We start from the raw sequence: 25,390 nt of genomic DNA, 5'->3' as shown, positions 1-25,390 counted from the left end.
TTGCGGTGCCCCTGGCGGGCGCCGGCACATCCCGTTACGGTCGTCGCATGTGCCGCAACATCCGGACGCTCCACAACTTCGAGCCGCCGGCCACCGCCGACGAGGTGCACGCCGCCGCGCTGCAGTACGTGCGCAAGATCAGCGGCTCCACGAAGCCCTCGCAGGCCAACCAGGAGGCGTTCGACGCCGCGGTCGCCGCCGTGACCGCCGCCTCGCACGAGCTGCTCGAGCGCCTCGTCACCTCGGCCCCGCCGAAGGACCGGGAGGTCGAGCGCCAGAAGGCCGTCGAGCGCAACCGCAAGCGGTTCGGCGACGCGAGCGCCGCCTGACGCGTCCGCGGTGCGCCCCGCGCGGGCGCCCGTCGTACCCGGGACGATGACCGTCCCCACCGACGCGGAGTCCCCGTACGGCCGTCCCGCCCGGGACCGCACCGTCCTGCAGGCGCTCGTCGACGAGCCGGGGGCGACGCTCGAGCAGCTCGCCGCCGCCACCGGTATCGCCGCCCGCGTGCTCGCCCCGACGCTGTGGCGCCTGGAGGAGGAGCGCCGCGTCGTCCACGAGGCGCACCGCTGGTTCGCCACCGAGGAGTGACCGCCCTTGACGGCGGTGCGGCCAGCGGCCAGGGTCGCGGCCATGCCCGACATGCGCATCCTGGTCGTGGGCTCCGGCGGCGTCGGTGCCGCGGTCGCCTCCATCGCCCGACACCGCTCGTTCTTCCAGACGCTCGTCCTCGGCGACCTCGACGCCGACCGCGCCCGGGCCGCCGCCGCCCGCACCGGGGACGACCGCATCAGCGGCGTCGCGTGCGACGCCTCCGACGCGGACGCGATCGTCGCGGTCATCGAGGAGCACCGTGCCACGCACGTCCTCAACGCGTGCGACCCGCGGCTCAACCCGCCGATCTTCGCCGCCGCGCGGCGCGCCGGCGTGACCTACCTCGACATGGCGATGACGCTCTCCGAGCGCCACCCCGAGGAGCCGTACGCCCGCACGGGCGTGATGCTCGGCGACGCCCAGTTCGCCGAGCACGACGCGTGGGAGGCCGACGGGCAGCTCGCGCTCGTCGGGATCGGGGTCGAGCCGGGCGCCAGCGACGTGTTCGCCCGTCACGCCGCCGACACGATGTTCTCGGCGATCGACGAGATCGGGGTCCGCGACGGCGCCGACCTCGAGGTCGCGGGCTACGCCTTCGCCCCGACGTTCTCGATCTGGACGACGATCGAGGAGTGCCTGAACCCGCCGCTGATCTGGGAGAAGGAGCGCGGCTTCTACGTGACCGAGCCGTTCAGCGAGCCCGAGGTCTTCGAGTTCCCCGAGGGCATCGGCCCGGTCGAGTGCGTGAACGTCGAGCACGAGGAGGTCGTGCTGATCCCGCGATGGGTCGACTGCAACCGCGTGACGTTCAAGTACGGCCTCGGGGAGGAGTTCATCGGCGTCCTGCGCACCCTGAACCTGCTCGGCCTCGACGGCACGACGCCGATCGACGTGCGGGGGCAGCTGGTCTCCCCGCGCGACGTCGTCGCCGCCGCCCTCCCGGACCCGGCGACGCTCGGCGACAAGATGACCGGCCGCACCTGCGCGGGCACGATCGTCACCGGCACCGGCAAGGACGGGCAGCCGCGCGCCACCTACCTCTACCACGTGGTCGACAACGAGCGCACGATGCGCGAGGACGGCTGCCAGGCGGTCGTCTGGCAGACCGCGATCAACCCGGTCGTCGCGCTCGAGCTGCTCGCCGAAGGCGTCTGGAGCGGCGCCGGGGTGCTCGGGCCGGAGGCGTTCGAGGCACAGCCGTTCCTCGACCTGCTCGCCGACTACGGCTCGCCCCACGGCGTCGACGAGCGCGACCCGGCCGACCCGCTGCGACGCCGCTGACGCGAGATCGGCGGCGCGCGCCGCAACTCCGGGCCGCCGGGGTGTTGAAGCGGGCATGGTCCAGATCCGCTCCCGCCCCGTCGCCCTGCTGCTCACCGTCACCGGGCTCGCCGCCGCCGTCCCCGCGCTCGCCGCCACCCGCGACGGCGGCCGCCTCGCCGACACCCTGCGTGGCACCGAGCAGAACGACACGCTCCGCGGCCGCGGCTCGGCCGACACCCTGTTCGGCCTCGGCGGCAACGACCTGCTGAGCGGGGGGACCGCCGCCGACCGGCTGTTCGGCGGGCCGGGGAACGACGACCTCGACGGCGGCTCCGGCAACGACCTGCTGCGCGGCGAGGACGGCGACGACGTCCTCTACGGCTTCACCGGCAACGACACGCTCGAGGGCGGGCCGGGCAACGACCGCCTCGACGGCTACGACGGCGACGACACGCTGCGCGGCCAGGCCGGCAACGACTTCCTCGGCGAGTCCCGCTTCGGCGACGACAAGCTCCTCGACGGCGGCGAGGGCGACGACGTCCTCATCGGCAACGCGGGCAAGGACGCGCGGCTGGAGGGCGGGCCCGGCAACGACCTGCTCAGCGGCGGCACCGGGAACGACGGCCTCGACGGCGGGCCCGGCAACGACGCGCTGTTCGCCGGTAGCGGCCAGTTCCGCGGCCGGGCGGCGGTGGGCGGCGACGGCGACGACCTGCTCGTCGACACCGGCTCGGGCCGACTCGTCGGCGGCAACGGCGACGACACGCTCTGGGTCTCCGGCGACCGGGAGTCCGCGACGCTCGAGGGCGGACCGGGGAACGACGTCCTGCACGTCGGCGGGTCCGTCCAGGTCGCCGACTGCGGCGACGGCGCCGACGTCGTCGTCCTCACGCCCGACGCGGCCCGTCGCCGCGCCGCCAACCGGCTGCCCCGCACCGTCGGGTTCGCCGGCTGCGAGACCTTCACCGTCCGCGACGCGGGCGCCCGCGTCCCGCGCTTCACCGACTTCCGCGACCGCTTCGTCGCGGCCGGTGTCCCGTGGGACGACGAGCTCGTCCGCAAGGCGCTCGAGTACGAGACGCTCCCCAACTGCCAGCTGCGCCGCCAGCGCTGCCCCGGGCGCGGCATCGCCGAGCGGATCGTCGGCACCGACCGCGCCAACACGATCCGCGGCCGTGGCGGCGACGACTTCCTCGAGGGCGCCGGCGGCAGCGACAAGCTCTACGGGGACAGCGGCGCCGACTCCCTGTTCGGCCGCACCGGGAACGACCGCCTCGTCGGCGGGCCCGGCAACGACGAGCTCGAGGGCGGCCGCGGGGAGGACACCCTCGTCGGCGGTGACGGCGACGACACCCTCAACGGCGGATTCGGCGTCGACCGGATCCTCGGCGGGCGCGGCGACGACACGATCCGCGCCGTCGGCGGCAGCCGCGACGTCATCGACTGCGGGCCGGGCCGCGACCGCGTCGAGAAGGACTCGCGCGACGTCACCCGCAACTGCGAGATCGTCATCGGCTGACCCTGGCGCGTCCGCGGCGTCCACGGCGTGCGCGACACTGTGTCCGTGGCCGCACGACCGACGAGGAGGATGTCCGCCGACGAGCGCCGCGAGCAGCTGCTCGACGTGCTCGCCGACCTCGTCCTGTCCGAGGGCTACGGCGCGGCGTCGATCGACCGGATCGCCCGCGAGGCGGGCATCGCGCGTACCGTCGTGTACGCGCACTTCGGCAACCTCGAGGGCATGCAGCACGCGCTCATCGCGCGAACCGAGAACCGGGCGCTGCAGGGCATCCGCCGGGTGGTCCCCGACGCGCCCGTCGGGGAGGACCCCGACGCGCTGCTGCTGGAGGCCCTGCACGGCTTCCTGCGCGGCGTGCACGACGACCCCATCACCTGGCGGCTCGCGCTGCTGCCGATCGACGGGGCGCCCGCCGAGCTGCGGGGCGTCATCCAGCGGGCCAAGGACGCGGTCAGCGGCCTGATCGTCCCGGTCATCGCCTGGGGGCTCGAGCAGCGCGGCGGGCCGAGGGGCCTCGACCCGGCGCTGTTCACGCGGCTGCTCATCACCGTCCTGGAGGACACCGCCCGGCTGGTGCTCGAGGACCCGCACGCCAACGACCCGGACCGGATCGTCGACTTCACCCGCACGCTGCTGCAGTCGATCAGCCGCGACTAGCGCCGATCGGCGAGCGGCTACCGGCTGTCGCCGACGAGCCGCCGCAACGCGGCCGAGACGCGGTCGGCGTGCTCGAGCGGACCCATGTGACCGCCGGGCAGCCGCAGCAGCCCCAGCGGGCGCGGCAGCTCCGCGTGCAGTCGCTCGGCGTGCTCGGGCGGCGTGAGCTTGTCGCGCTCCCCGCAGATCACCAGCGTCGGCACGTCGAGCCGCGCGACCGCGGCATGGAGGTCCAGTCGGGTCAGCGCCCCGCCGACGGCACCGCGCACGTCGGGCCGGCAGTCGACGACGAGCTCCTCGCTGAAGGCGACCTGGGCGGGGGTCGCGTCCGGCGAGAGGGCCACGTACTTCACGACCCGGTGGGCGAGCGGCGTCGGGCCGGCGGGCAGCGGCAGCGGCGCGCTGAGCGCCGCGGAGCCGACGAGCTGCTCGACCCTCGCCAGGGGCGTCCTCACCGGCAGGATCAGGGCCTTCTGGATCAGGTCGCCCATCCCGGTGTTCACGAGCGCCGCGGCCGCGAGCCGATCGCGGACCTCGCCCATGTGGAGCCCCGCGTAGGAGACGATGCTCATGCCGCCGAGCGAGTGCCCGGCGACGACCGCACGCCGACCCTCCGGAACGGTCGCCTCGAGCACCGCGGCGAGGTCGTGGCCGAACCGCTCGATCCCGTACTCGTCGTCGGCCGCGCGCCCGCTGCGGCCGTGGCCGCGCTGGTCGTAGGCCACGACGCGGATGTCCGGCGACAGCGCCTGGATCTGGCGGGTCCAGAAGCGGATCTGGCAGGTCCAGCCGTGCGCGAGCACGAGCGTCGGCCCGTCCGCCGGACCGAACTCCTCGACGTGCAGCGTCGTGCCGTCCTGCGAGACCACCTCCTGCGCGCGGCCGTGCAGCGGCCGGTGCAGGAGCTCGTGCTCGGGGTCGCGCGCCACGCGCGCGCCGTCACGGCGGCGCTGCAGCTCCCAGGCGGCCGCCGTCCCGGCGGCGCCGCCCAGCGCGGTCAGCAGCGTGCGGCGGGCTCCCACGGCGCTCAGGCGAGGTGGTCGACCTTCGCCAGCCCCTTGGCGATGTCGCGCTTGAGGGCCTTCGCGACGATCGCGTCGAGGCCCGGCACGACGGCGCGGAACTCGATCTCGTAGCGCAGGTGGCTGCCGCCGTCGGGACGGGCGCTGAACGTCATCCGGCCCTGGTGGTCGCGCAGCGGCGACCCCTTGGTGATCCGGTACTCGACGAGCTCGTTCTCCACGACCTTGATGTTCGTCTCCTCGAACGGCGGGAGGATCGCGATCTGCAGCTTGCGGACCGACCCGACGCCGTTGCGGGTGCCGTCGTCGCCGTCCTTGACGCGGGTGACCTTCGCCGGGAAGAGGGTGGAGAGGTTCTCGTGCTCGGACAGGAACGCGTAGGCGCGCTCCACCGGCACCGTGAAGTCGTGCTCGATGGCGATCTTCTGCATGGTGCGCGGCACCGTATAGCGTCGAGGGGGATGCCGCCCACTCCCGTCACGCCCGCCGACGCCGCCGCCCTGCTGCAGACCCGCGACACGCTGGGCATCCCGCTCGGCCCCGGCCAGCCGCCGTCGCTGCTCGCCGCGCTGGGACAACGGACCGACTGGGAGGACCTGCGCGTCGCGGGGGCGCTGCTCGCGGTCGGCACCGAGCTGTTCTCGCGGCCCGGCGTCCACTACCTCTCGGGGTTCTTCGGCCCGTTCGAGCGGGCCCTGCGCGACCAGGGGGCCAACATCTCGTTCGCGCCCGCGGACTTCCGCCGCTTCGCGCCCCTGCTGGAGAAGTCCCCGCCGCGCGTCATGGTCACCGCCGCCGCCCCGCCGGACGCCGACGGCTGGTGCAGCCTCTCGCTGCACGCGGGCGGCACGATCGCCGCACTGCGCGCCGCCGGCGCGGACCCCGACCGGCTGCTCGTCGTCGAGACGAGCGACCGCTTCCCGCGCACGTTCGGCGCCCCGCCCGAGCACCGGCACGCCCTGCACGTCGACGAGATCGACGTCCTCGTGGCCGGGGAGCTCGGCCCGATCGCCCTGCCCGAGGCGCCCGCCGGCGACGTCGACGAGGCGATCGCCGCGCACGCCCGCCGGTTCATCGCCGACGGCGCGACGCTGCAGACCGGCATCGGCTCGATCCCCAGCGCGATCGCCACGCGGCTCGCGCAGGACGAGGGCGGCGGCTACGGCCTGCACACGGAGATGTTCACCGACGGGTGCATGCGCCTGCACGAGGCCGGCAAGGTCACCAACCGCAAGGGCCATCTCGACGGCGTGAGCGTCACGACGTTCGCGTTCGGCAGCCAGGAGCTCTACGACTGGCTGCACGACAACCGCGACGTCGCGTTCCTCCCGGTCGAGCACGTCAACGCCCCGGAGGTCATCGCCCGCAACGCCGGCATGGTCACGATCAACGGCGCGCTCGCCGTCGACATCCACGGGCAGGTCGTGGCGGACACCATCGACGGCGGGCAGTTCTCCGGGATCGGCGGTGCGGAGGACTTCATCGCCGGGCCGGGGACGTCGCTCGCGCAGCGGGCGCTGCTGTGCCTGCCGTCGACGACGACCGTCGGCGGCGAGGTGCGCTCGCGGATCGTGCCGTGGTTCGGGCCCGGCGCCGTGATCACCACGCCCCGCCACCAGGTCGACGTCGTCATCACCGAGCACGGGGCCGCGGAGCTCGAGGGTCTGACCGTGCACCAGCGGGGTCTCGCGCTCGCCGAGATCGCCGCGCCCGCGTTCCGCGACGAGCTGCGCGAGGCGGCCGAGCGGGCCTCCAAGGGCCGCTCGCCCGTCATCTGATTCGATTCCGGGCCATGGGCACCATCGATCAGCTCCTCGACAACGCCGCGCGCTACAAGGACGCGCCCGACGGCTACCACGCCACCGACAAGACGGCGGAGCCCGGTCGGGCGATCGCGGTCGTCGCCTGCATGGACGCGCGCCTGCGGCTCTTCTCGCTCCTCGGCCTCGACGAGGGCGACGCGCACATCATCCGCAACGCGGGCGGCGTCGTCACCGACGACACGATCCGCTCCCTCAGCGTGTCGCAGCACGTCCTCAACACCCTCGACGTCCTCGTCATCCAGCACACCGACTGCGGCCTGACGAAGACGACCGACGAGGCGTTCGACGCGCTCATGCGCGAGCACGCCGGCCGCCGTCCCGCCTGGGGGCTGCGCACGATCACCGACCTCGAGGCGAGCGTCCGCGAGTCCGTGCAGACGATCAAGGAGAGCGCGTTCCTGAAGAACGTCGGCGAGGTCCGCGGCGCGATCTTCGACGTCGCGACCGGCGAGCTGCGCGAGGTCGCCTGAGCGATCCCGCGGCGCCGGTCGCGCGACGCGCGACCGGCGCGCCGCCGGGCGTCAGGCCGGCGTCGGCTCGGCGCGGTGGACCGGGTCGCCCTTGGCGTCCAGGGCGGCCGCGGTCGGCCGGTCGCGCAGGGCGGCGAACCAGGCGCTGACCGCGGGCAGGGCGTCGACCGCCTCGACGAGGTGCGGCGTCCACGCGGGCAGGCGCGCGGCGACGGGCATCGCTCCGACGTCGGCGAGCGTGAACGCGTCGCCGCACAGGTACGGGCCGTCGTGCTGCGCGAGGACCGGCTCGAGCGTCGCGAGCCGCTTGACGCACTTCGCGTGCAGCTGCTCGGTGATGTCCTCGGGGTCGTCGGGCGCCTTGCCGAACGCGAGCTTGCGCATCCCGAGGAAGTAGTTCGCGGTGACGTGGTCGTCGATCCACTTCGCCCACGCGCGCGCCCAGCCGCGCAGGCCCGGGTCGGCGGGCCACAGGGGCGGCTCCGGGTGCGTGTCCTCGAGCCACTCGCAGATCACCGACGACTCGAAGATCGGCGGGGCGCCGGGAACCTCCAGCACCGGCACGCGCCCGATCGGCGTGAGCTCGCGCAGGCGGGCCGGGCGGCTGGCGGGATGGATCTCGTGCAGCTCGAGCTCCAGGCCCTTCTCGGCGAAGGCGACGCGGACCTTGCCGGCGAAGGGCGAGGTGCTGAACGTCCACAGGCGGGGGGTGTCGGACATGGCGCTCATCCTCCCACCGTGGCGGAGACGGCGACGGTCCACGGCTCGACGCGGCGGGCGGTGACGAGCCCGGCGAGGACGTACGGGTCCTCGGCGGCGAACGCCTCGACCTCCTCGACCGTGACCCCCGGGGCGAAGACGCCCAGCGCGCCGTGGGGCGGGTCGCCGAGCGCGCCGAGCGACAGCAGGCGGCCGGCGTCGCGGGCCGCGCCCGCGTGGGCGAGGTGGGCGTCGCGGTGCGGGCCGCGGCGCTCGAGGATGTCCGCGACGTAGTCGTAGACGAGGACGTGGTGGAGCTCCATGTGCCGACCCTAGGGGACCGGCCGGGCTCAGGACCGGCGTGCGTCGCGGCCGAGCTTGTCGGCGACGCGGTCGGCGGCGCGCTCGACCGCCTCGCTCATCGCCGGCTCGAACATGCCCAGCAGCGACTCGCCCGCCAGCGGCCGCAGCCGCTCGAGGGCGTCGCGGACGCGCGCCCAGTCCTCGGGGGGCATCCCGGCCTTCTGGAACGGCTTCCAGATCTCCTCGAGGAACAGCTCGACGAAGATCTTGGCGATCGACTGCGCGTGGCGGTCGAGCTTCTCGAGCACGTCGAGGCCGACCTCGTGCGGCAGGCCGATCGCGGTGATCTCCTCGGCGGCGCGCAGCAGCCGGGGGCTCGTGACCTCGAAGCGGTCGTCGCCGAGCGGCCGGAACAGCCCGAGCTTCTGCGCCCGGTCGATGACCTCCTCCGAGACGGCGCCGCCGAGTGCGGCGCGGACCTCGGGCCCGTCCATGATCTGGGCGCCCGCGGTCTCGAACGGGGTCGCGAGCGCGCGGCGGAAGCCGGCGAACTCCTCGCCGCCGGTCCCGACGAGCTTCGAGATCGCGGCGAGGTTCAGCCCGTCGGCCTGCATGTCGCGGATCAGCCGCAGCCGGTCGACGTGCTGGGGCCCGTAGTAGCCGGTGCGGCCGCGGACCTCGGGCGGGTCCAGCAGCCCGCGGGACTGGTGCGCGCGGATGTTGCGCACCGACATGCCGACCTCGGCGGCCAGCTGCTCGATCGTCAGCTCACCACTCTGCGTGAACTCGCTCACAGACCGAACGTACCACTTGTTTATGTGACATCAGATCGTGTAATAGTCGCGTCATGAGCTTCCACACCACGTCGCTCGCCACGGTCGTCCAGGCTGCGGCCGAGCCCGCCGGGGGCGCCGCCATCGGCGAGGTCCTGCTCGCCAGCGCGATGGCGGGCGTCGCGACCGCGGTCCTCGGCTGGCTGGGCTACACCCACCGCACCGGCCGCAGCCAGGTCCTCGCGCGCGCCGGCGCCGTTGCCGAGCGCACCAGCGGGATGCCCGCCTGGGCCGCCCTCCCCGGCGCGCTCGCGGGCGTCGCCCTGCTCGTCGCGGTCCTCGGCATGTACTGGGACATCGCGCTGCACATCGACGACGGCCGCGACGCCGGCCCGCTCGCCAACCCCGCGCACTACTTCATCCTCGCCGGCCTCTTCGGCATCTTCGCCGCCGGCTTCCTCGCGATCGTCCTCTCGCCGCAGGGCAGCAGGCCCAGCCGCGGCGCCGTCCGCGTCACCCGCGGCTGGTACGCCCCGCTCGGCGGCGTGCTGATGATCTGCTGCTCCGCGTTCAGCCTCGTCGGCTTCCCGCTCGACGACGTCTGGCACCGGCTGTTCGGCCAGGACGTCACGCTCTGGGGCCCGACGCACCTGATGCTCATCGGCGGCGCGGGCATGACCCTCGTCGGCATGAGCGTGCTGCTCGTCGAGGGCGGCGGCGCCCGCGCGCTCGAGCGTGAGGAGACCGCCACGCGCGAGGGCGGCGCCGGCACCCCGGGCTCCCGGACGTGGGCGTTCTTCATGCGCATGCGGTTCCTCGGGATCGCCGGTGGCTTCCTCGTCGGCCTCTCGACCTTCCAGGCCGAGTTCGACTTCGGCGTGCCGCAGTTCGCGCTGATCCTCCAGCCCGCGCTCATCACCGTCGCCGCCGGCGTCGCGCTCGTCAGCGCGCGCGTGTTCCTCGGCCCCGGCGCCGCGCTGTGGGCGGTCTTCTACTTCGTCCTCGTCCGCGGCGGCCTCGCGCTGATCGTCGGCCCCGGCCTGGGCGAGACCACCCCGCACTTCCCGCTGTACCTCGGCTCGGCGCTCGTCGTCGAGGGCGTCGCGCTGCTCGTCGCCGTCCGCCGTGACCCGGTCCGCTTCGGTGCGATCGCGGGCGCCGCGGTCGGCACCGTCGGCCTGCTCACCGAGCAGGTCTGGACGCACGTCTGGATGACGCTGCCGTGGCCCGCCGACATGCTCCCCGAGACCCTCGCTGTCGGGCTCGTGACCGGCATCGCGGCGGGCGCGCTCGGCGGCTGGGTCGGCGCCATGCTCCGCGCCCCGCAGGCCATCGCCAAGGGCGAGGACACCCCGCGCGTGGCCCCCGCGAGCGCCCCGATGATCCGCCGCATCGCCCTGCCCGGCGTGTGCGGGCTCGTCGTCGCCGCGGTCGTCGGCTACGGCCTCATGACCTCGACGCCGCAGGGGCTGAGCGCCGACGTGCGCCTGGCCGACGTCGCGGGCAGCGGCCAGCAGCGCGAGGCCACGGCCGAGGTCACGATCCGTCCCGCGTCGAAGGCCGACGACGCCCGCTGGCTGACCGTCACCGCCTGGCAGGGCGGGACCAAGCTCCACGTCGACCGCCTCGAGCAGGTCGGACCCGGCCGCTACCGCAGCACCGAGCCGCTCCCGCTGCACGGCGACTGGAAGACCCTGATCCGCCTGCACACGCGGGGCGAGCTCGCCACCGTGCCGATCTACCTGCCCGAGGACAAGGCGATCCCGGCGCCCGCCGTGCCCGCCCCGGCCTCCTTCACCCGCGCCTTCCAGGGCGAGAAGGAGTTCCTGCAGCGCGAGGCCAAGGGTGGCGTGTCGGGCTGGCTCTGGGGCGTCGGGTACGCGGTCGTGCTCGGCATCGCCGCCGCGCTGCTCGTCGCGCTCGCGTGGGGCCTGGCGCGGCTCGCCGCGCCGCCCGCGGGCCCGCAGGGTCCGCGCCGCCCGGCGGCCGACCGGCGCTCCCCGGCGGGCCTGCGACCGGTCGGGACCTCCTAGCGCACTATCGTCCGTGCCATGAGCACGGATCAGCACCCCGGGGCGAGCGGCGGCATGGACGAGGCCACGCTCGCCCGCTTCGCGGACCTCGTCGTCGGCTTCGGCGCCAACGTCCAGCCCGAGCAGATCGTCGCCATCGGCGCCGAGATCGGGAAGGAGCACCTCGCCCGGGCGCTGGCGGCGAGCGCGTACCGGGCGGGCGCGAAGTTCGTGGACGTCCAGTACTTCGACCTCCACGTCAAGCGGGCCCGTGTCGAGTTCTCGCGCGAGGAGCTGCTGCCGTTCGTGCCCTCCTGGTACGGGGAGCGGATCCTCGAGCTCGGCCGTCAGCGCTGCGCGCGGATCGGCCTCACCGGGCCGTCCGCCCCGGGGCTGCTCGACGACCTCGACCCGGCGCGGGTCGGCAAGGACCCGCTGCCGTTCCTGAAGGAGTCCGGGCAGGTCGTCAACGAGCGCACGACGAACTGGACCGCGGTGCCGTGCCCGACGCCGCAGTGGGCGCAGCTCGTCCACCCCGAGCTCGACCCCGTCGCCGCCTACGCGAAGCTCTGCGAGCAGATCGTGCACGTCTGCCGGCTCGACGAGGAGGACCCGATCGCCGCCTGGACCGCGCGCGCCGACGCGCTCGTGTCGACCGCCGCGCGGATGACCGACATCGGCTACGACGCGCTGCACTTCACCGGCCCCGGGACCGACCTCACCGTCGGGCTGCTGCCGACCTCGACCTGGATGGCGGCGCGCTTCGAGACCGTCGACGGGATCACGCACATGCCGAACCTCCCCAGCGAGGAGATCTTCACCGCCCCCGACCCGCTGCGCGTCGACGGCGTCGTGCGGTCGACGAAGCCCCTCGTCGTCGGTGGCTCGATCATCCGCGGCCTCGAGGTCGAGTTCCGCGACGGCCGCGCCGTGCGCATCGACGCCGACGAGCACGCCGACGTCCTGCGCGGCTACGCCGCCCGTGACGAGGGCGCCGCGCGGCTCGGCGAGGTCGCGCTCGTCGACGGCGACGGGCGCATCGGCGCGCTCGACACGGTCTTCTTCGACACGCTGCTCGACGAGAACGCGGCGAGCCACATCGCGATCGGCTCCGCGTACCAGTTCACCGCCGGGGAGGCCGACCACCCGCGGCTGAACCAGTCGCAGATCCACATCGACTTCATGATCGGCGGGCCCGACGTCGACGTGCACGCCACGCCGCGCGGCGGCGGTGACCGCGTGCCCGTGCTCGTCGGCGGCGCCTGGAAGATCTGATCCGGCCCGTGCCCACGCTCCACACGCTGCTCCTGTTCGCGGCGACCGCGGCCGCGCTCGTCGCGATCCCGGGACCGAACCACCTGTACATCGCGACCCGCGCGGTGGCGCAGGGCCGGCGAGCGGGGATCGTCTCCGGGCTCGGCGTCGAGACGGGCACGCTCGTCCACATCGCCGCGGCGGCCGGTGGGCTGTCGGCGCTGATCGCCTCGTCGGCCACCGCGTTCGACGCGGTGCGCTACGCGGGCGCGGCCTACCTCGTCCTCCTGGGGGTGCGGGCCTTGCGCGCGGGGTCGGCCGGCACCGGTGGGGAGGCGGCGCCGCCGGTCCCGGTGTCGCTGCGGCGCGTCTACCGCGACGGCATCGTCGTCAACGTGCTGAACCCGAAGGTCGCGCTGTTCTTCCTCGCGTTCCTGCCGCAGTTCCTGGACCCGGAGCGGGGGACCGTCGTGCTCCAGGTCGTGACGCTCGGCCTCGTGCTGGCCGCGCTGGGCCTGCTCAGCAACGTGGTCTGCGCCGTGGCCGCCGATCGCGTGGCGCGGCGCCTGCGCGCGCGGTCCGGCGGGGTGCTGGCCGGCCGCGGGCACCTGCTGACCGGCGGCATCTACGTCGGGCTGGGTGCGGTCGCCGCGCTCGCCGGCGGCCGCCGCCACGGCGCCTGAGCGGCCCGCCGGCGCGCCCGGACGAGCCGGGACGCGCCAGCTCGCGCGCCGTCGCGCCCGAACACCTGCTCGTGTGACGCAGGGCACACGGACGGGCGGTCGTCGCGCGCGCCCGCACCCGTATCCAGGGCACCAACTTCAACGGGTCGGAGCCCACAGGAGGTTCGTCGTGCGGCAGCACAGAACAGGTGTCCTCGTCATCGGAGCCGGAGCAGCGGGACTGCGCACCGCGATCGCGTGCGCGGACGCGGGGGTCCAGGTCCTGGTCGTCGGCAAGCGCGCCCGCACGGACGCGCACACCGTCCTCGCCGCCGGCGGCATCAACGCCGCGCTCGGCACGATGGACCCGCAGGACGACGATGCGCAGCACGCGGCCGACACGCTGCACGAGGGCTACTGGCTCGGGCACCCCGAGATCGTGCAGCAGCTCGTCGAGCACAGCCCGCGGGCGGTCGACGAGCTCGCCGGGTGGGGCGCGCGCTTCCACCGCGAGGACGACGGGCGCCTCTCGCAGCGGTTCTTCGGCGCGCACCGCTGGCGGCGCACCTGCTTCGCGGGGGACTACACGGGCCGCGAGATCCAGCACGCGCTCGTGCGCGCCGCCAAGGCGCGCGCGGTCGACTGGGTCGACGGCCTCTACGTCAGCCGCCTGCTCGTCGGGCCCGACGGGGTCTTCGGCGCGGTCGCGTTCGACCTCGAGGACGGCGAGCGGCACGTCATCTACGCCGACCAGGTGGTCCTCGCCGCCGGCGGCCACACCCGCGCCTGGCGGCGCTCCTCCTCGCGCCGCGACGAGAACTGCGGCGACGCGTTCCGTCTCGCCGCGCTCGCCGGTGCCCGCCTGCAGGACATGGAGCTCGTCCAGTTCCACCCGACCGGCATGGTCGATCCCGAGTACGCGTCCGGCACGCTCGTGACCGAGGCTGTCCGCGGCGAGGGCGGCATCCTGCGCAACGTCGAGGGCGAGCGCTACATGGAGCGCTACGACCCGGTCCGCAAGGAGCTCTCCACGCGTGACCGCGTCGCACTGGCGAACTACACGGAGATCCTCGAGGGACGCGGCACCCCGGGCGGCGGCGTGCTGCTCGACGTCACCCACCTCGACCCGGCGCTCGTGCGCGAGCGCCTGCCGCGGATGTACCGGCAGTTCCTGGACCTCTCGATGCTGGACATCACGCGGCAGCCGATGGAGGTCGCCCCGACCGCCCACTACTCCATGGGCGGCGTGCTCGTGGACCCGGCGACGCACGAGACGGACGTGCCGGGCCTGTGGTGCTGCGGCGAGGCGGCCGCCGGCCTGCACGGCGCCAACCGGCTGGGCGGCAACAGCCTCGCCGAGTGCGTCGTGTTCGGCCGGCTCGTCGGCGAGCACGCGGCGCAGCGGGCGCTCGAGGGCGCCGGCCCGGCCCGCGACCGCGGCGAGACGACCGCGGCGCTCGAGGAGCTCGACGACGCGCTCGCCGTCCGCGGCAGCGAGTTCGCCCGCCCGCTCCAGCGCGCGGTCCGTGACCTGCTGTGGGAGCGCTGCGGCGTCGTGCGCGACGAGGCCGGCCTCGACGCGGGCCTGCGTGAGCTCGACGGGATCGAGGAGGCGGCCGCCGACGTGCAGGTCTCCCCGGACCTCGCGGGCTACGACGACCTCGCGCACCTGCTCGACCTGCGTGCGCTGATCCTCTCGGCGCGCTCGACCATGGCGCTCGCCCGCGAGCGGCGCGAGAGCCGCGGCGCGCACCAGCGCGCCGACCACCCGGACACCGACCCGGGCCAGCAGCACAACCTGACCTGGACGCTCGACGGCACCGTCGACGTCCGTGCCATCCCCGAGGCGGACGCCGTCGTCCGCGAGAAGGCCGGCGACCTCGACGTCGCCGGGCGCCTCCTGGAGTAGCCACCGAATGACCACGATCGACGTCCGTCCCTCGTCCACCGTCCCCGCCCCGGTGGAGCGCATCGAGCAGCTGCTCGCGCGCTCCGTCGACGGGCACGTTGAGACCTGGGACGCCGAGGACCAGCTGCCCGACGCCGTCGTCGACGAGCTCGCCGCCGCGGGAGCCTTCGGGCTCACCGTCGGGCCGGAGCACGGCGGGGCGGGCATCGGGGCTGAGGGCGCGCTCGAGGCCTGGCGGCGCCTGGCCCGCCGCTGGATCGCCATGACCGGGCTCGTCAACACGCACGCGCTCGCCGGGGCGATCCTCCAGACCCACGGCACCGTCGAGCAGCAGCGTCGCTGGCTGCCGGGCATCGCGTCCCGCCAGCTGCGGGCGAGCTTCTCGATCACCGAGCCGCAGGCGGGCAGCGACCTGGCCCAGCTCGCGCTCGCGGCGACCCCGCACCCCGACGGCGGCTTCCTGCTCAGCGGGGAGAAGCGCTGGATCGCGGGCGGCATGAGCGCGACGCTGCCGTTCGCGCTGGTGCGCACCGCCGAGGGCCTGACGTGCCTGGCGATCCCGCGCGAGCCGGGCTGGTCGGCGACCTGGGAGGGCGGCCTGATCGACAAGCCCGGCTACCGGGGCGTCGAGTCCGCCTGGTGGCGGCTGCGGGACCACCACGCGCCCACCGCCGAGGTCATCGGCGAGCCCGGGCGCGGGGCCCGCGTCATGCTCGGTGCGCTGAACCTCGGGCGCGTGAACGTCGCCGCCCGGGGCCTGGGCATCGCCGAGCGCGCGGTCGAGCTGGCGCTCGAGGAGTCCCGGACCCGGCGGATCGGGGACGGCCCGCTGCTGGACCAGTCCCACACCCGGATCCGGCTGGGGGAGATGCGCACGCGGCTGATGGCCGCCGACGCGCTCGCCCGCCGGGCCGCCCAGGCGATCGACGCCGACGACCCGGAGGCCCGTGACCTCTGCGCGGCCGCGAAGGTCGCGGCCGCCCGCGCCGCGCGCGAGAACGCCGAGGACGCCTCGCGGCTCGCCGCGTCGCGGTCCTACGTGGCGGGCTGCGAGCTCGACCGCCTGCGCCGCGACGCCGGCCAGCTGGCGATCGGCGAGGGCGCCGAAGACGTGCTCCTCCTGACCCTCGGGGGCAGGACGGGCCGGGAGTGACCGGCCGGGGCGCCGCCCGCGTGGGCGGCGCCCCGGCGGTGCCCCCTGGCGGCGCCGCGCCCGTACCCCGGGCATGAGCACCCCCGCCGCCACCCGTCGCGCGTCCGCCGAGCTGCTCCCCGAGGGACGCTCCGTCGTCACCGGCAGCTCGACCGCGACGTTCTCGGTCAAGCACTTCCGCGTCCAGATGGTCCGCGGTCGCTTCGGCGCCGCGCCCGAGGGCGAGCTCGAGGTCGCCGACGGGCACCTGACCGCGCGTGGCAGCGTGGACGCCGCCTCGATCAGCACCGGCAACCCGCCGCGCGACGCCCACCTGCGCGGCTTCCTGTTCGCGACGCGCAAGCACCCGCGGCTCGAGCTCCGCGTCGACGCGCCGCTGGCCGCCCAGGTCCCGGCGACCGTGTGGGTGCGCGGCCGGCCGGCGACGGTGCTCGTGACGCTCGCCCCGAACGACCGCGGCGTGCGCGCGTCGTTCACGCTCGACCGCCGCCTGGTCGGCCTGACGTGGCCGCAGCCGATCGAGGCCGGCGGCGTCGCGGTCGGCCGCGAGGTGCACGTCGAGCTCGACCTCGCGCTCGCCCCGGCCTGAGCGGGCCCGGGCCCCGGCCTGGCGCGACGCGACCGGCGGCTCGCCCGAGCACTCCGGCACCCTGACCGCCGTACGAACCCTGCGCTGGGCGCGGGGTTCGTACGGCGGTCGCGCGTCCGGGGCGGGGGCTGGACGCTCCGTCGCGCCCAGGGCCGGCCGCGGCGCGCGGGGTGCGGACGCCACGCACCGGTCCCGCGAAGCGTCCCGGGCATCCCGCGCCGGCGAGTTCTGGGTGATCCGAGTGCCATATACGGGCCCCGGATCACCCAGAACGGCCGCAGCGTGTGCGTCGCCGGGCCCCCTGCTCCGCGCGCCGGCCCGCCCTGGGCCCGCCCCGGGCCCGCGCCGCGCCCAGGCCGCGACCTCGCCGCGCCCGCGCCGGGCGCTGCACCCGCGCCGGCTCGCGCCGCGCCCGCGCCGCGCCCGAGCCGCGCCCGCGTCGGCTCGCCCGCGCCCGCGTCGGCTCGCCCGCGCCCGCGCCGGTTCACGCCGCGCTCGCGCCGGCTCGCGCCGCGCCCGCCGCGGGCCGCCCTCCAGGCCCGCTTCTGGGTGATCCCAGTGCCAGATATGGGCCCCGGATCACCCAGAACGGCCTGGTTGGCCGGTCCGGTCGATGGCGTCGGGCCGCGGGCCGCGGCGGACGTCCGCGCGACGCACGATCCGGGGTGCGATGCGCGATCGCGGGCGCGCCGCGGGCCGTAGACCGGGCATGGGCACCTTTCACGCCGAGACGATCATCGACGCGCCGGTCGCGGACGTGTTCGCGTTCCACCGCGACACGCGCAACGCGAAGGTCATCGGGCATCCCGCGCAGCCGATCCTCGGGGTCGAGGGGGAGTTCCCGCTCGACGAGGGCGACGAGGTCGTCCTGAAGGTCCTGGTGCTGCCGCTCCCGGTCCCGCAGCGCTGGCGCGTCCGCGTGACGAAGCTCGTGGAGCCGACGTTGCTCGTCGACGAGACGCTCGACGGGCCGTTCCGCACGTTCGTCCACCAGCACCGCTTCGAGGAGCTGCCGGACGGCCGCACGAAGCTCACCGACCACGTCCAGTACGCCCTGCCCTTCGGCCGTCTCGGACGGCTCGCGGACGCGCTCGTCGTCCGGCGCCTGATGGGCCCGACGTTCCGTCACCGCCAGCGCCGCACGCGTGAGGTGCTGGAGTCCGCGACGGCCGGCCGCCCGGCAGCGGCGGCCTGAGGGCACGGCCGGGGCGGCGAGCGGAGAGAGAGGGATTCGAACCCTCGGTACGCGTTAACGCACACACGATTTCCAGTCGTGCCCGTTCAACCACTCCGGCACCTCTCCTGGATGCGCCCGCAGGGCGCGTGTCACCCGACAGGGTAGCTCTACGGCGCGTCGGGCGGCGTGTCGTCCTCGCCGTCCGGCAGCAGCGCGAAGACGATCTGGTGGCGGTTGATCGTCACGAACGGATGCCGACGCGCCTCCTCGCTGCCGTCGAGCCGCTCGACGAGCGCGTCGGTCAGCGACACGAACTCCCGCTCGCCCGCGTTGAGGACGTCGGAGACGCGGCTGCGGTAGCCGTCCCGGGCGAGCGTGATCGAGCCGGTTATCCGGTGTTGGGCGGTGACGACGACGACGGTCTCGTGGCGGTACGGCATCACGACCTCCTGTCGGCATCCGCCGGGCGCGGCATGAGCCGGGCCCCGCTCAGCCGGCGAGCGCGGCGATCGCGTCGTCGCGGGTGGCGACGACGGTGAAGATCTCGTCCAGACCGGTGATCGTGAACGTCTTGGCGGTCGTCGGGTCCGTGTTCACGATCGTGAGATCGCCGCCGAGCGGTCGGACGCGCTTGACCAGGCCGATCAGGACCCCCAGCGCGGTCGAGTCGAGGAAGCGGGTCGCCGTCAGGTCCACGACCAGGCGGGTCGCGCCCGCGTCGAGCGCCTGCTGGGCGGCGACCTTCAGCTCGGGCGCGGTGAACAGGTCGACCTCGCCGGACACGGCCAGGACGGAGATGCCGTCCGCGGCCTGCTCGGTCTCGACACGGAAGTCGAAGGCGTCGTTCAAGGGGTCCCCTCCTGCAGCAGTTCGACGACGAGGTACTCGTTGCGGCTGCCGCCCCCGCTCACCCGGGCGCGCGAGGCGAGCCGCTGGATGATCTGGGCGCCGGGAACGGCGTCGTCGGCGCCGTCCAGCAGGCGGCGCGCGCCGCCGTCGCGCAGCGGCCCGATCCGCAGGGTCAGGGCGCCCGGGCGGGTCTCGACCCGGATCGGCAGACGGTCGTCGACGGCCTCGGCGGTCGCGCCGTGGCTGATCGCGTCGGCGACGAGCACCGCGTCGTCGAGCCGGTCGAGCGTGAGGTCGGCGCGGGCGGCGAGCGCCCCGACGGTCCGCGCGAGCGCGGGCGCGAGGAGCGGGCCGATCGCGAGGTCGAGTCGCACGCCGTCGAGCTGGCGGGCGGCGAGGGTCGTCGGTTCGGCGCCGGTCACGCGGCCACCGTGTCGCCACCGTGCGCGGGCTCGTCCAGGGCGAAGGTCATGCGCACCTCGGTGGCGCCGTCGTCGGCGGTGCCGATCTCCACCGCGGAGCTCAGCGCGGCGATCAGCGGCAGGCCGACCCCGAGCCCGGGCGAGTCCGCCCGCGGGCCCATGCCGCGACCACGGTCGCGCACGACGATCTCGAGCTCGCGGCGGGGCAGCGCGCGGGCGGTGAGCTCGAGCAGCCCCTCGGCGTCGCGGTAGGCGTGCACGATGACGTTGGAGCACGCCTCGCTCACCGCGAGCCGCACGTCGTGGAGCAGCTCGGGCCGGACGTCGAGCGCCTCGGACAGCGAACCGAGGACGTGCCGGACCACGGCGACGTTCTCCGGACGGGCCGGCAGCGTGAGTTCGAGGTCTGGTCTGGTGGGATCGCTCATGCCACGTCGTGCGCTCGTGGAGGGCGAGTATCGCGGACGTCTTCGGTGACTGGCGGCTCGGTCCTTCCCGTGCGCGCGCGAGATGAAACCTCGGTGACATCAGACATCCGCCCCGATCGAATGGCAAAAGTCCGCGTGACCGGTCTTGTCCACCTTCGAAAACCGGAGCTTCGGCGCACGCGGTCTCCCTTGACCACCTTTGACCACCTTGTTGGCGCACCGACGTGGTCCAGAGTGCTGGTCATCGCGCACCACCCATCAGGGAGGACCACCATGCAGAACGTACCCGCACCCGTCAGCTCCACCGATGCAGCCGCCGCCGAGGCCGAGCTGCTGCACCGCTACCACCACCTCGGTGACCGCCGTGCCCGGCAGGAGCTCGTCGAGCGGATGGTCCCGCTCGTCCGCCACATCGCGCGTCGCTACGCCGACCGCGGCGAGCCGCTGGACGACCTCGTGCAGGTCGGCTGCGTCGGGCTGATCAACGCCATCGACCGTTTCGATCCCGACCGCGGTGTGCGCCTCTCGACCTTCGCCGCTCCCACGATCGCCGGCGAGATCAAGCGCCACTTCCGTGACCGCGCTTGGTCGGTCCGCATCCCGCGCGACCTCCAGGAGCTCAGCGCCAAGCTCTCGAAGACCACCGAGCGCCTCTCGACGGAGCTCGGTCGCGCGCCGAGCATCGCCGAGCTCGCGAAGGCCGTCGAGCGCACCGAGGAGGACGTCCTCGAGGCGCTCCAGGGCGCGCAGAGCTACTCGGCCGCGTCGCTCGACGAGCCGCTCGGCGAGGACCGCACCGCCATGGACGTGCTCGGCGGCGAGGACGTCGAGTTCGCGCAGGCCGACCGCCGCCTGCTCGTGATGGAGGGCTTCGGCGCCCTCGCCGAGCGCGAGCGCGAGATCGTGCGCCTGCGGTTCTTCGAGGGCCTCACGCAGCGCGAGATCGCCGATCGCGTCGGCGTCTCCCAGATGCACGTCTCGCGCCTGCTGCGCCGCTCGCTCAACGACATGCGCGAGCGCCTCGACGCCCCGGCGGACATGGCGCGCGAGCGCGACGTCCGCGGGTTCGGCGCGCGTCGCGCCGGGTAAGAACTACACGTACGTAGTTTCCCCTCTGGAAAGGAACCGACATGGCTGGCACCACCGACCAGATCAAGGGCAAGGCCAAGCAGGCCGCTGGCGACCTCACCGGTGACGAGGAGCTGCGCCAGGAGGGCAAGGCCGACGAGCTGACCGGCAAGGTCAAGGAGGCCGCCGAGGACGTGAAGGACGCCGTCTCCGGCGCCCTGGACTCGGTGAAGGACAAGCTGAAGAAGTAGCTCCCCGCGCGCGCACGACGCGCGCGACCGGAACGACAGCGGGCCGCCCTGGGGCGGCCCGTCGTCGTCCGGGGGCGCCGCGGGTCGCGGCGCGCCCGTCGTCGTCCGGGGGCGCCGCGGGTCGCGGCGCCCCCGGAGGCTCAGGCCCGGCGGCCGCGTCCGCCGTACACCCCGGTCGGGATGCCGCCGAGCAGCACGAGGATCGCGGCGACGATGCCGACGATCGAGGGGAGCCCGAGGGCGAGGCACAGGGCGTACACGAGAGCCGCGACGAGCACGGCGATGATCGCGGAGATCATGGGGACTCCTTTTCCGGGGATCGGTGCCGCAGGGGTGCCCGGCGCGATCGGCCGGAAACGGGCATGGACCGATGGACGAGATCGGCCGGCGGGCGCGAGGCCCTCAGTCGCGCAGCTGGTCGACGACGCGTTCGCGCACGAGCACGAACCCGAGGACGGTCGAGATCGTCAGGAGCACCTCGGTCGGCACGTCCTGCAGATCGTCCTCCTCGTCGAACAGCAGCACGAGCGCCCCGAGCGGCTCGCCCGCCGCGACCACGGGCACCACGTGCGCCGCGAGCTCGGGGGGCACGCCGACGGCCGCTCCCGCCCCCGCCCCGAGCCAGGTCGGGGTGCCGTCGCGCAGCGCCGCGGCCAGCTCCTCGTAGGCGGTCACCGTGATCGTCCCGGGCCCCAGCCGGCCGCGGCTCGACCGGCCGAGCACGAGCGCCCCGGTCATGTACGGGGCGACCGCGGCGTCCAGCGCGCCGGTGTTGCGCACGAGGCCGTCCGCCGCCTCCGCGAGCGCCTGCATCCCGCCGCGCGCCCGCGCCGCGCGCACGACCGCGTCGGTCGCCGCCGACCAGCGACCGCGCTGCTCGAGCGTCGCGCGCAGCGCCGCGCGCTCCTGCGCGACCGCGTCGAGGTCGCGGCGCAGCTGCCGCTCGCGTGCCGTGTCGATCCCGACGAGCGCCACCAGCGGCGGGCGTCCCGCCTCCTGCGGCAGCCGGTAGGCGATCGCGTTCGCCGTCCCGACCATCCCGGCGGTCCAGTCGGGGTGCTCGCACGCCGCCGCCACCGAGGTCGACGCGAAGAGGCTCCGCAGCGTCGCGGCTCCCGGATGGTCGGCGTACCACGGGGCGAGCTCGAGCAGGTCGTCGCCCGGGCTCGGCGCGCCGGGGCGCGCGCGGACCAGCGCGTTGACCTCCTCGATCCGCAGCGGCTCCGGGCCGGACACGACGACGAGCGCGATCGGGGCGTGCTCGGCCAGCGCGCTGCGCGCCGCATCGCTGATCCCGGCCGCGGGCTGCGTGCGCGCGGCCGACACCGCGGTCTCGAGCGGGATGCCGCGATCGACCGAGCGGCGCACGGCGACCACGCGCGGCACGTCGTCGACGAGGTAGCGGCGCGCCCCGCGGCCGATCCGCACCGGCTCGGGGAAGGCGTGGCGGCGCTCCCAGGTCCGCAGCCGCTCGCGCGAGACCCCGGTGATCTCGGCGAACTCGGTGGCGCTGAGCGTCCTGCTGTCGGGCGGCACCGGACGCCCGTCCGCTCAGTCCCGGACCCGCACGACGAGGATCGCGACATCGTCGCGCAGCACGCCGACGGCGCGGCGGCGCGCGATCGCCTCGACCGCGGTCGCGACCTGCTGGGCGTCCGCGGGCGCCCCGCCGAGCTCGCGCCCCAGCAGCGCGGCCAGCGCCGGCGCGTCCAGCGGCGCGTCGCGGTCCGCCTCGGTGACGCCGTCGGTGGCGACGAGCAGCGCGTCGCCCGGGCCGAGGTCGACGGCGGAGACGGGCCAGTGGGCGCCGGCCAGGACGCCGATGAGCGCCCCGTGCGACGACACGGCCTCGATCGTCCCGTCGGCCCGCAGCACGAGCGGTGAGGGGTGGCCCGCGCACGCCAGCTGCACGTGGGCGTGCCCGCCGGCGTCGACCGGGGAGACGTGCGCGAGGACCGCGGTGAGGAACCGCTCCGGGGTCTCCTCGCGTAGCAGCGCCTGGTTGAGGATGGCCAGGCCGCGGTCCGGGCAGGCCTCGCCCATCGCGGCGGTCGCCCGCAGCGTGTAGCGGGCCATCGCGGTGACCGCGGCGGCGTCGGCGCCCTTGCCGCAGACGTCGCCGACGGCGAGCACCCAACCGCCGTCGGCGGCGGGGAAGAGGTCGTAGAAGTCACCGCCGACGTCGGTGGCGGCGTCCGCCGAGACGTACCGGGCGGCGGTCTGCATCCCGTCGATCGCGGGCAGGTCGGGCGGCAGCAGGCTCGCCTGGAGCGCGTCGGCGACCTGCTCGCGCTCGCCGTAGAGCAGGGCGTTGTCGATCCACAGCGCGAGACGCTGTGCGATGTCGCCGACGTGGCGGGCGTCGGCTGCCGACGGCTGATGGCGCTCGGCGCGCCAGCCGAGGACCACGGCGCCGACGTGCCGGCCGCGGGCGACGAGCGGGACCGAGCGGGTCGTCGGGCAGTCCTCGGGGCGGGCGGGGCCGCCCGGCACGCTCACCTGGCCGCGGCGCCGGGTACGGCGCCCCTGGCGCTCGACGACGTCGACCGCGACGCTGTCGGCGAGCTGGTCGCGCAGCAGGACGACGACCTCGGCGAGGGTGTCGTCGAGGTGCAGGGAGCGCTCCAGGACACCGCCGAGCCGCGCGAGGAACGAGCTGCGGGCGTGCGCCTCCTCGAGCTGGACGCGCGCGCGTTGCTCGGCGGCCAGCAGCCGCTCGCGCTCCATGTCGGCCTCGCGCCGCTCGTGGATGTCGACGCAGCCGCCGACGTAGCCGCGGAAGGTCCCGTCGCCGTCGACGAGCGGGCGGCAGCGGTCGAGGACCCAGCGGTACGTGCCGTCGTGACGACGCATCCGGTACTCCATCTCGAGCTCGCCGTGGCTCGCGAACGCCTCGCGGTGGCGACGGACGACCCCGTCGAGGTCGTCCGGGTGGACGATCTCGTGCCAGACCCCGGCGACGTGCTCCTCGAAGCTGCGGCCGGTGAAGGCGCAGAGGCTCTCGTTGACGAAGGTGCAGCGCCCGTCCGGGGCCGCCACCCACAGCAGGACCGGGGCGACGTTCGCCAGGCGCTCGAAGCGCCGCTGCGCCTCGGCGAGCGCGTCGCGGGCGCTGCGCTCCTCGTCGATCAGGCGGGCGACGCCGGCGAGCCGCACGGGCGTGCCCTCGTCGTCGCAGAACACGCGCCCGACGCCGTACATCCAGTGGACGCTGCCGTCCGGCCAGACGGTGCGGAACTCCGTCTCGTAGGAGCCGCGGGTCCCCACCGCGTCGCGGATGAGCGCGTCCATGCGCTCGCGGTCGTCGGGGTGGACGGTGCGCAGGTAGTCCTCGTACGTGAGCGGGGCCGCGGTGCCACCGTGCGCGTCCTCGTGCCCCTGGGACCAGCGGATCTCGCCGTCGGGCAGGTCCCACTCCCACCAGCCCATGTTCGCCGCGCGGAGCGCGAGGGACAGGTCCTCGTCGCGCCGGGTGGCGCGTGCGGGTTCGACGGTCGGTGGGGCGGGCGGCGGACGGTCGCGCACGGGAACGCTTGACCTTACGCCTTCGATGCCGGGCTGTGTCACCCTGGGGGAGACGGTCGGCAGGGCCGTCGCAGGGTCAGCTCGTCGCGTCGAACCGTCACCGAGCAGGGAGAAGCCATGACCAGGTTGTCCACGTTCCTCGCCGCCGCCACCGTCTGCGCCGGGATCGCCGCGGCCCCCGCCGCCGCTGCGCCCGCCTGGGCGCCCGCGGCGTCGGCGACCGTCACGCCCGGGGTGCAGACGTTCACCGCGGGCTCGCAGTGCACCGCGAACTTCGTCTTCACCGACGCGTCGGGCGGCGTCTACCTCGGCCAGGCCGCGCACTGCGCGGGGACCGGGGAGGCGACGGACACGAACGGCTGCGAGGCGAAGTCGCTGCCGCTGGGGACCGCGGTCACGGTCCGCGGGGCGTCACGGCCCGGAACGCTCGTCTACAGCTCGTGGCTGACGATGCAGGGGCGGGGCGAGCGCGACGACGACACCTGCCAGTACAACGACTTCGCGCTCGTGAAGCTCGACCGGGCCGACCACGGGCGCGTCAACCCGTCGATCCCGCACTGGGGCGGCCCGACGGCGCCCTCGTCGTCCGGCACGCGGCTGCTCGACACCGTCTACAGCTACGGCAACTCGTCGCTGCGCGGCGGGCTGAAGCTGCTGAGCCCGAAGCGTGGGGTGAGCCTCGGCGCCAACGGCGGCGGCTGGAACCACCCGGTCTACACGCTGACGCCAGGCATCCCCGGGGATTCGGGCAGCGCGTTCCTGGACCGCTCCGGCCGCGCGCTCGGCGTGCTGAGCACGCTGTCGATCGCGCCGGTGCCGCTCAGCAACGGGGTCAGCGACGTGACCCGGGCGGTCCGCTACGCGAACGCCAACGGGGGTGTGGCGGTGACGCTCGCGACCGGGACCGAGCGCTTCCGCGCGAACGCGCTGCCGCTGGGTGTGCGCCTGGGGCTGCTCGACCTGTAGTC

The 25,390-nt window shown here is 75.0% G+C and carries 29 protein-coding genes and 1 tRNA gene; 17 read left to right on the top strand and 13 right to left on the bottom strand.

Going from position 1 to position 25,390, the window contains the following annotated elements:
• The first annotated feature begins 47 nt into the window (after window positions 1-47).
• From C7Y72_RS01110 to C7Y72_RS01090, 5 genes are all read left to right on the top strand, one after another.
• A complete protein-coding gene (locus tag C7Y72_RS01110) occupies window positions 48-329 on the top strand; it encodes a DUF2277 domain-containing protein (protein ID WP_107566782.1) in 282 nt (93 codons plus the stop codon).
• A gap of 46 nt (window positions 330-375) precedes the next feature.
• Window positions 376-591: a winged helix-turn-helix domain-containing protein gene (locus C7Y72_RS01105; RefSeq protein ID WP_107566781.1), complete on the top strand. Its 216-nt coding sequence runs from the start codon at window positions 376-378 to the stop codon at window positions 589-591.
• A gap of 51 nt (window positions 592-642) precedes the next feature.
• On the top strand, window positions 643-1,875 hold the full coding sequence (locus C7Y72_RS01100) for a saccharopine dehydrogenase family protein (protein WP_107569512.1): 1,233 nt from the start codon (window positions 643-645) through the stop codon (window positions 1,873-1,875).
• A gap of 55 nt (window positions 1,876-1,930) precedes the next feature.
• Window positions 1,931-3,376: a calcium-binding protein gene (locus tag C7Y72_RS01095; RefSeq protein ID WP_107566780.1), complete on the top strand. Its 1,446-nt coding sequence runs from the start codon at window positions 1,931-1,933 to the stop codon at window positions 3,374-3,376.
• Between the two features lie 69 nt (window positions 3,377-3,445).
• The gene (locus tag C7Y72_RS01090; protein WP_107566779.1) at window positions 3,446-4,033 is read left to right on the top strand and encodes a TetR/AcrR family transcriptional regulator; all 588 of its coding nucleotides are present in this window, start codon (window positions 3,446-3,448) and stop codon (window positions 4,031-4,033) included.
• A 17-nt stretch (window positions 4,034-4,050) separates the two neighbouring features.
• On the opposite strand, the gene C7Y72_RS01085 is transcribed toward C7Y72_RS01090, so the two are convergent.
• Both C7Y72_RS01085 and C7Y72_RS01080 read right to left on the bottom strand, forming a co-directional pair.
• Entirely contained in the window at window positions 4,051-5,055 is a 1,005-nt protein-coding gene (locus C7Y72_RS01085) for an alpha/beta fold hydrolase (protein WP_158276561.1), read from the bottom strand.
• 5 nt (window positions 5,056-5,060) lie between these two features.
• Window positions 5,061-5,486, bottom strand: coding sequence for an SRPBCC family protein (locus C7Y72_RS01080; RefSeq protein WP_107566777.1), 426 nt, complete (start codon window positions 5,484-5,486; stop codon window positions 5,061-5,063).
• Window positions 5,487-5,516: 30 nt separating this feature from the next.
• On the opposite strand from C7Y72_RS01080, the gene C7Y72_RS01075 reads away from it, so the two are divergent.
• Together C7Y72_RS01075 and C7Y72_RS01070 are read left to right on the top strand one after the other, a co-directional pair.
• Complete coding sequence (locus C7Y72_RS01075; protein WP_107566776.1) at window positions 5,517-6,833, top strand: acetyl-CoA hydrolase/transferase family protein; 1,317 nt, start codon at window positions 5,517-5,519, stop codon at window positions 6,831-6,833.
• A 14-nt stretch (window positions 6,834-6,847) separates the two neighbouring features.
• A complete protein-coding gene (locus C7Y72_RS01070; protein ID WP_107566775.1) occupies window positions 6,848-7,348 on the top strand; it encodes a beta-class carbonic anhydrase in 501 nt (166 codons plus the stop codon).
• Between the two features lie 51 nt (window positions 7,349-7,399).
• On the opposite strand, the gene C7Y72_RS01065 is transcribed toward C7Y72_RS01070, so the two are convergent.
• From C7Y72_RS01065 to C7Y72_RS01055, 3 genes are read right to left on the bottom strand one after another with little or no spacing between them, the layout of a single operon-like run.
• Window positions 7,400-8,068: a glutathione S-transferase family protein gene (locus tag C7Y72_RS01065; RefSeq protein ID WP_158276560.1), complete on the bottom strand. Its 669-nt coding sequence runs from the start codon at window positions 8,066-8,068 to the stop codon at window positions 7,400-7,402.
• 5 nt (window positions 8,069-8,073) lie between these two features.
• Window positions 8,074-8,370, bottom strand: a complete 297-nt coding sequence (locus tag C7Y72_RS01060) for a YciI family protein (RefSeq protein ID WP_107566773.1) — start codon at window positions 8,368-8,370, stop codon at window positions 8,074-8,076.
• 27 nt (window positions 8,371-8,397) lie between these two features.
• Complete coding sequence (locus C7Y72_RS01055; protein WP_107566772.1) at window positions 8,398-9,144, bottom strand: MerR family transcriptional regulator; 747 nt, start codon at window positions 9,142-9,144, stop codon at window positions 8,398-8,400.
• A gap of 53 nt (window positions 9,145-9,197) precedes the next feature.
• Here C7Y72_RS01055 and C7Y72_RS01050 point away from each other — a divergent pair, with 53 nt between their 5' ends.
• From C7Y72_RS01050 to C7Y72_RS01020, 7 genes are all read left to right on the top strand, one after another.
• Complete coding sequence (locus tag C7Y72_RS01050; RefSeq protein WP_107566771.1) at window positions 9,198-11,156, top strand: hypothetical protein; 1,959 nt, start codon at window positions 9,198-9,200, stop codon at window positions 11,154-11,156.
• A gap of 18 nt (window positions 11,157-11,174) precedes the next feature.
• Complete coding sequence (locus C7Y72_RS01045) at window positions 11,175-12,410, top strand: aminopeptidase (RefSeq protein ID WP_233243677.1); 1,236 nt, start codon at window positions 11,175-11,177, stop codon at window positions 12,408-12,410.
• An 8-nt stretch (window positions 12,411-12,418) separates the two neighbouring features.
• Window positions 12,419-13,072 carry a LysE family translocator gene (locus C7Y72_RS01040; protein WP_107566770.1) on the top strand — a complete coding sequence of 218 codons (654 nt, stop codon included), beginning with the start codon at window positions 12,419-12,421 and terminating at the stop codon, window positions 13,070-13,072.
• Between the two features lie 169 nt (window positions 13,073-13,241).
• Window positions 13,242-14,960: an L-aspartate oxidase gene (locus tag C7Y72_RS01035; RefSeq protein ID WP_107566769.1), complete on the top strand. Its 1,719-nt coding sequence runs from the start codon at window positions 13,242-13,244 to the stop codon at window positions 14,958-14,960.
• 7 nt (window positions 14,961-14,967) lie between these two features.
• Entirely contained in the window at window positions 14,968-16,113 is a 1,146-nt protein-coding gene (locus C7Y72_RS01030; protein ID WP_107566768.1) for an acyl-CoA dehydrogenase family protein, read from the top strand.
• A 73-nt stretch (window positions 16,114-16,186) separates the two neighbouring features.
• Entirely contained in the window at window positions 16,187-16,702 is a 516-nt protein-coding gene (locus tag C7Y72_RS01025) for a YceI family protein (protein WP_107566767.1), read from the top strand.
• A 709-nt stretch (window positions 16,703-17,411) separates the two neighbouring features.
• On the top strand, window positions 17,412-17,897 hold the full coding sequence (locus tag C7Y72_RS01020; protein ID WP_107566766.1) for an SRPBCC family protein: 486 nt from the start codon (window positions 17,412-17,414) through the stop codon (window positions 17,895-17,897).
• Between the two features lie 21 nt (window positions 17,898-17,918).
• Here the strand turns inward: C7Y72_RS01020 and C7Y72_RS01015 are convergent.
• The 5 genes from C7Y72_RS01015 to C7Y72_RS00995 all read right to left on the bottom strand — a co-directional run bounded on the left by C7Y72_RS01015 (window position 17,919) and on the right by C7Y72_RS00995 (window position 19,578).
• Window positions 17,919-18,005 (bottom strand) — tRNA-Ser (locus tag C7Y72_RS01015).
• Between the two features lie 41 nt (window positions 18,006-18,046).
• Complete coding sequence (locus tag C7Y72_RS01010; protein ID WP_107566765.1) at window positions 18,047-18,319, bottom strand: DUF6812 domain-containing protein; 273 nt, start codon at window positions 18,317-18,319, stop codon at window positions 18,047-18,049.
• A gap of 49 nt (window positions 18,320-18,368) precedes the next feature.
• A complete protein-coding gene (locus C7Y72_RS01005) occupies window positions 18,369-18,728 on the bottom strand; it encodes an STAS domain-containing protein (RefSeq protein ID WP_107566764.1) in 360 nt (119 codons plus the stop codon).
• On the bottom strand, window positions 18,725-19,150 hold the full coding sequence (locus C7Y72_RS01000) for a hypothetical protein (protein WP_107566763.1): 426 nt from the start codon (window positions 19,148-19,150) through the stop codon (window positions 18,725-18,727). Before C7Y72_RS01000 ends, C7Y72_RS01005 begins: the two co-directional genes overlap by 4 nt.
• Entirely contained in the window at window positions 19,147-19,578 is a 432-nt protein-coding gene (locus tag C7Y72_RS00995; RefSeq protein ID WP_107566762.1) for an ATP-binding protein, read from the bottom strand. Before C7Y72_RS00995 ends, C7Y72_RS01000 begins: the two co-directional genes overlap by 4 nt.
• Window positions 19,579-19,851: 273 nt before the next feature.
• Between C7Y72_RS00995 and C7Y72_RS00990 the strand changes: the two genes are divergently transcribed.
• Together C7Y72_RS00990 and C7Y72_RS00985 are read left to right on the top strand one after the other, a co-directional pair.
• Window positions 19,852-20,667 carry a SigB/SigF/SigG family RNA polymerase sigma factor gene (locus C7Y72_RS00990; RefSeq protein WP_107566761.1) on the top strand — a complete coding sequence of 272 codons (816 nt, stop codon included), beginning with the start codon at window positions 19,852-19,854 and terminating at the stop codon, window positions 20,665-20,667.
• Between the two features lie 41 nt (window positions 20,668-20,708).
• Window positions 20,709-20,897 (top strand): CsbD family protein, encoded by a 189-nt coding sequence (locus C7Y72_RS00985; RefSeq protein WP_107566760.1) that lies wholly within the window; start codon window positions 20,709-20,711, stop codon window positions 20,895-20,897.
• A gap of 140 nt (window positions 20,898-21,037) precedes the next feature.
• Here the strand turns inward: C7Y72_RS00985 and C7Y72_RS22980 are convergent, their stop codons facing one another.
• From C7Y72_RS22980 to C7Y72_RS00975, 3 genes are all read right to left on the bottom strand, one after another.
• Window positions 21,038-21,196: a hypothetical protein gene (locus tag C7Y72_RS22980; RefSeq protein ID WP_158276559.1), complete on the bottom strand. Its 159-nt coding sequence runs from the start codon at window positions 21,194-21,196 to the stop codon at window positions 21,038-21,040.
• A gap of 103 nt (window positions 21,197-21,299) precedes the next feature.
• Entirely contained in the window at window positions 21,300-22,433 is a 1,134-nt protein-coding gene (locus C7Y72_RS00980; RefSeq protein WP_107566759.1) for a helix-turn-helix domain-containing protein, read from the bottom strand.
• A gap of 15 nt (window positions 22,434-22,448) precedes the next feature.
• The gene (locus C7Y72_RS00975) at window positions 22,449-24,422 is read right to left on the bottom strand and encodes a SpoIIE family protein phosphatase (RefSeq protein ID WP_107566758.1); all 1,974 of its coding nucleotides are present in this window, start codon (window positions 24,420-24,422) and stop codon (window positions 22,449-22,451) included.
• A 117-nt stretch (window positions 24,423-24,539) separates the two neighbouring features.
• Here C7Y72_RS00975 and C7Y72_RS00970 point away from each other — a divergent pair, with 117 nt between their 5' ends.
• Window positions 24,540-25,388, top strand: coding sequence for a S1 family serine peptidase (locus tag C7Y72_RS00970; protein WP_199223819.1), 849 nt, complete (start codon window positions 24,540-24,542; stop codon window positions 25,386-25,388).
• Window positions 25,389-25,390: the final 2 nt, after the last annotated feature.

Source organism: Paraconexibacter algicola (assembly GCF_003044185.1).
Lineage (GTDB): Bacteria > Actinomycetota > Thermoleophilia > Solirubrobacterales > Solirubrobacteraceae > Paraconexibacter > Paraconexibacter algicola.
Note: the sequence above shows the minus strand (reverse complement) of the source record. Positions and strands in the feature narration are given on the sequence as shown.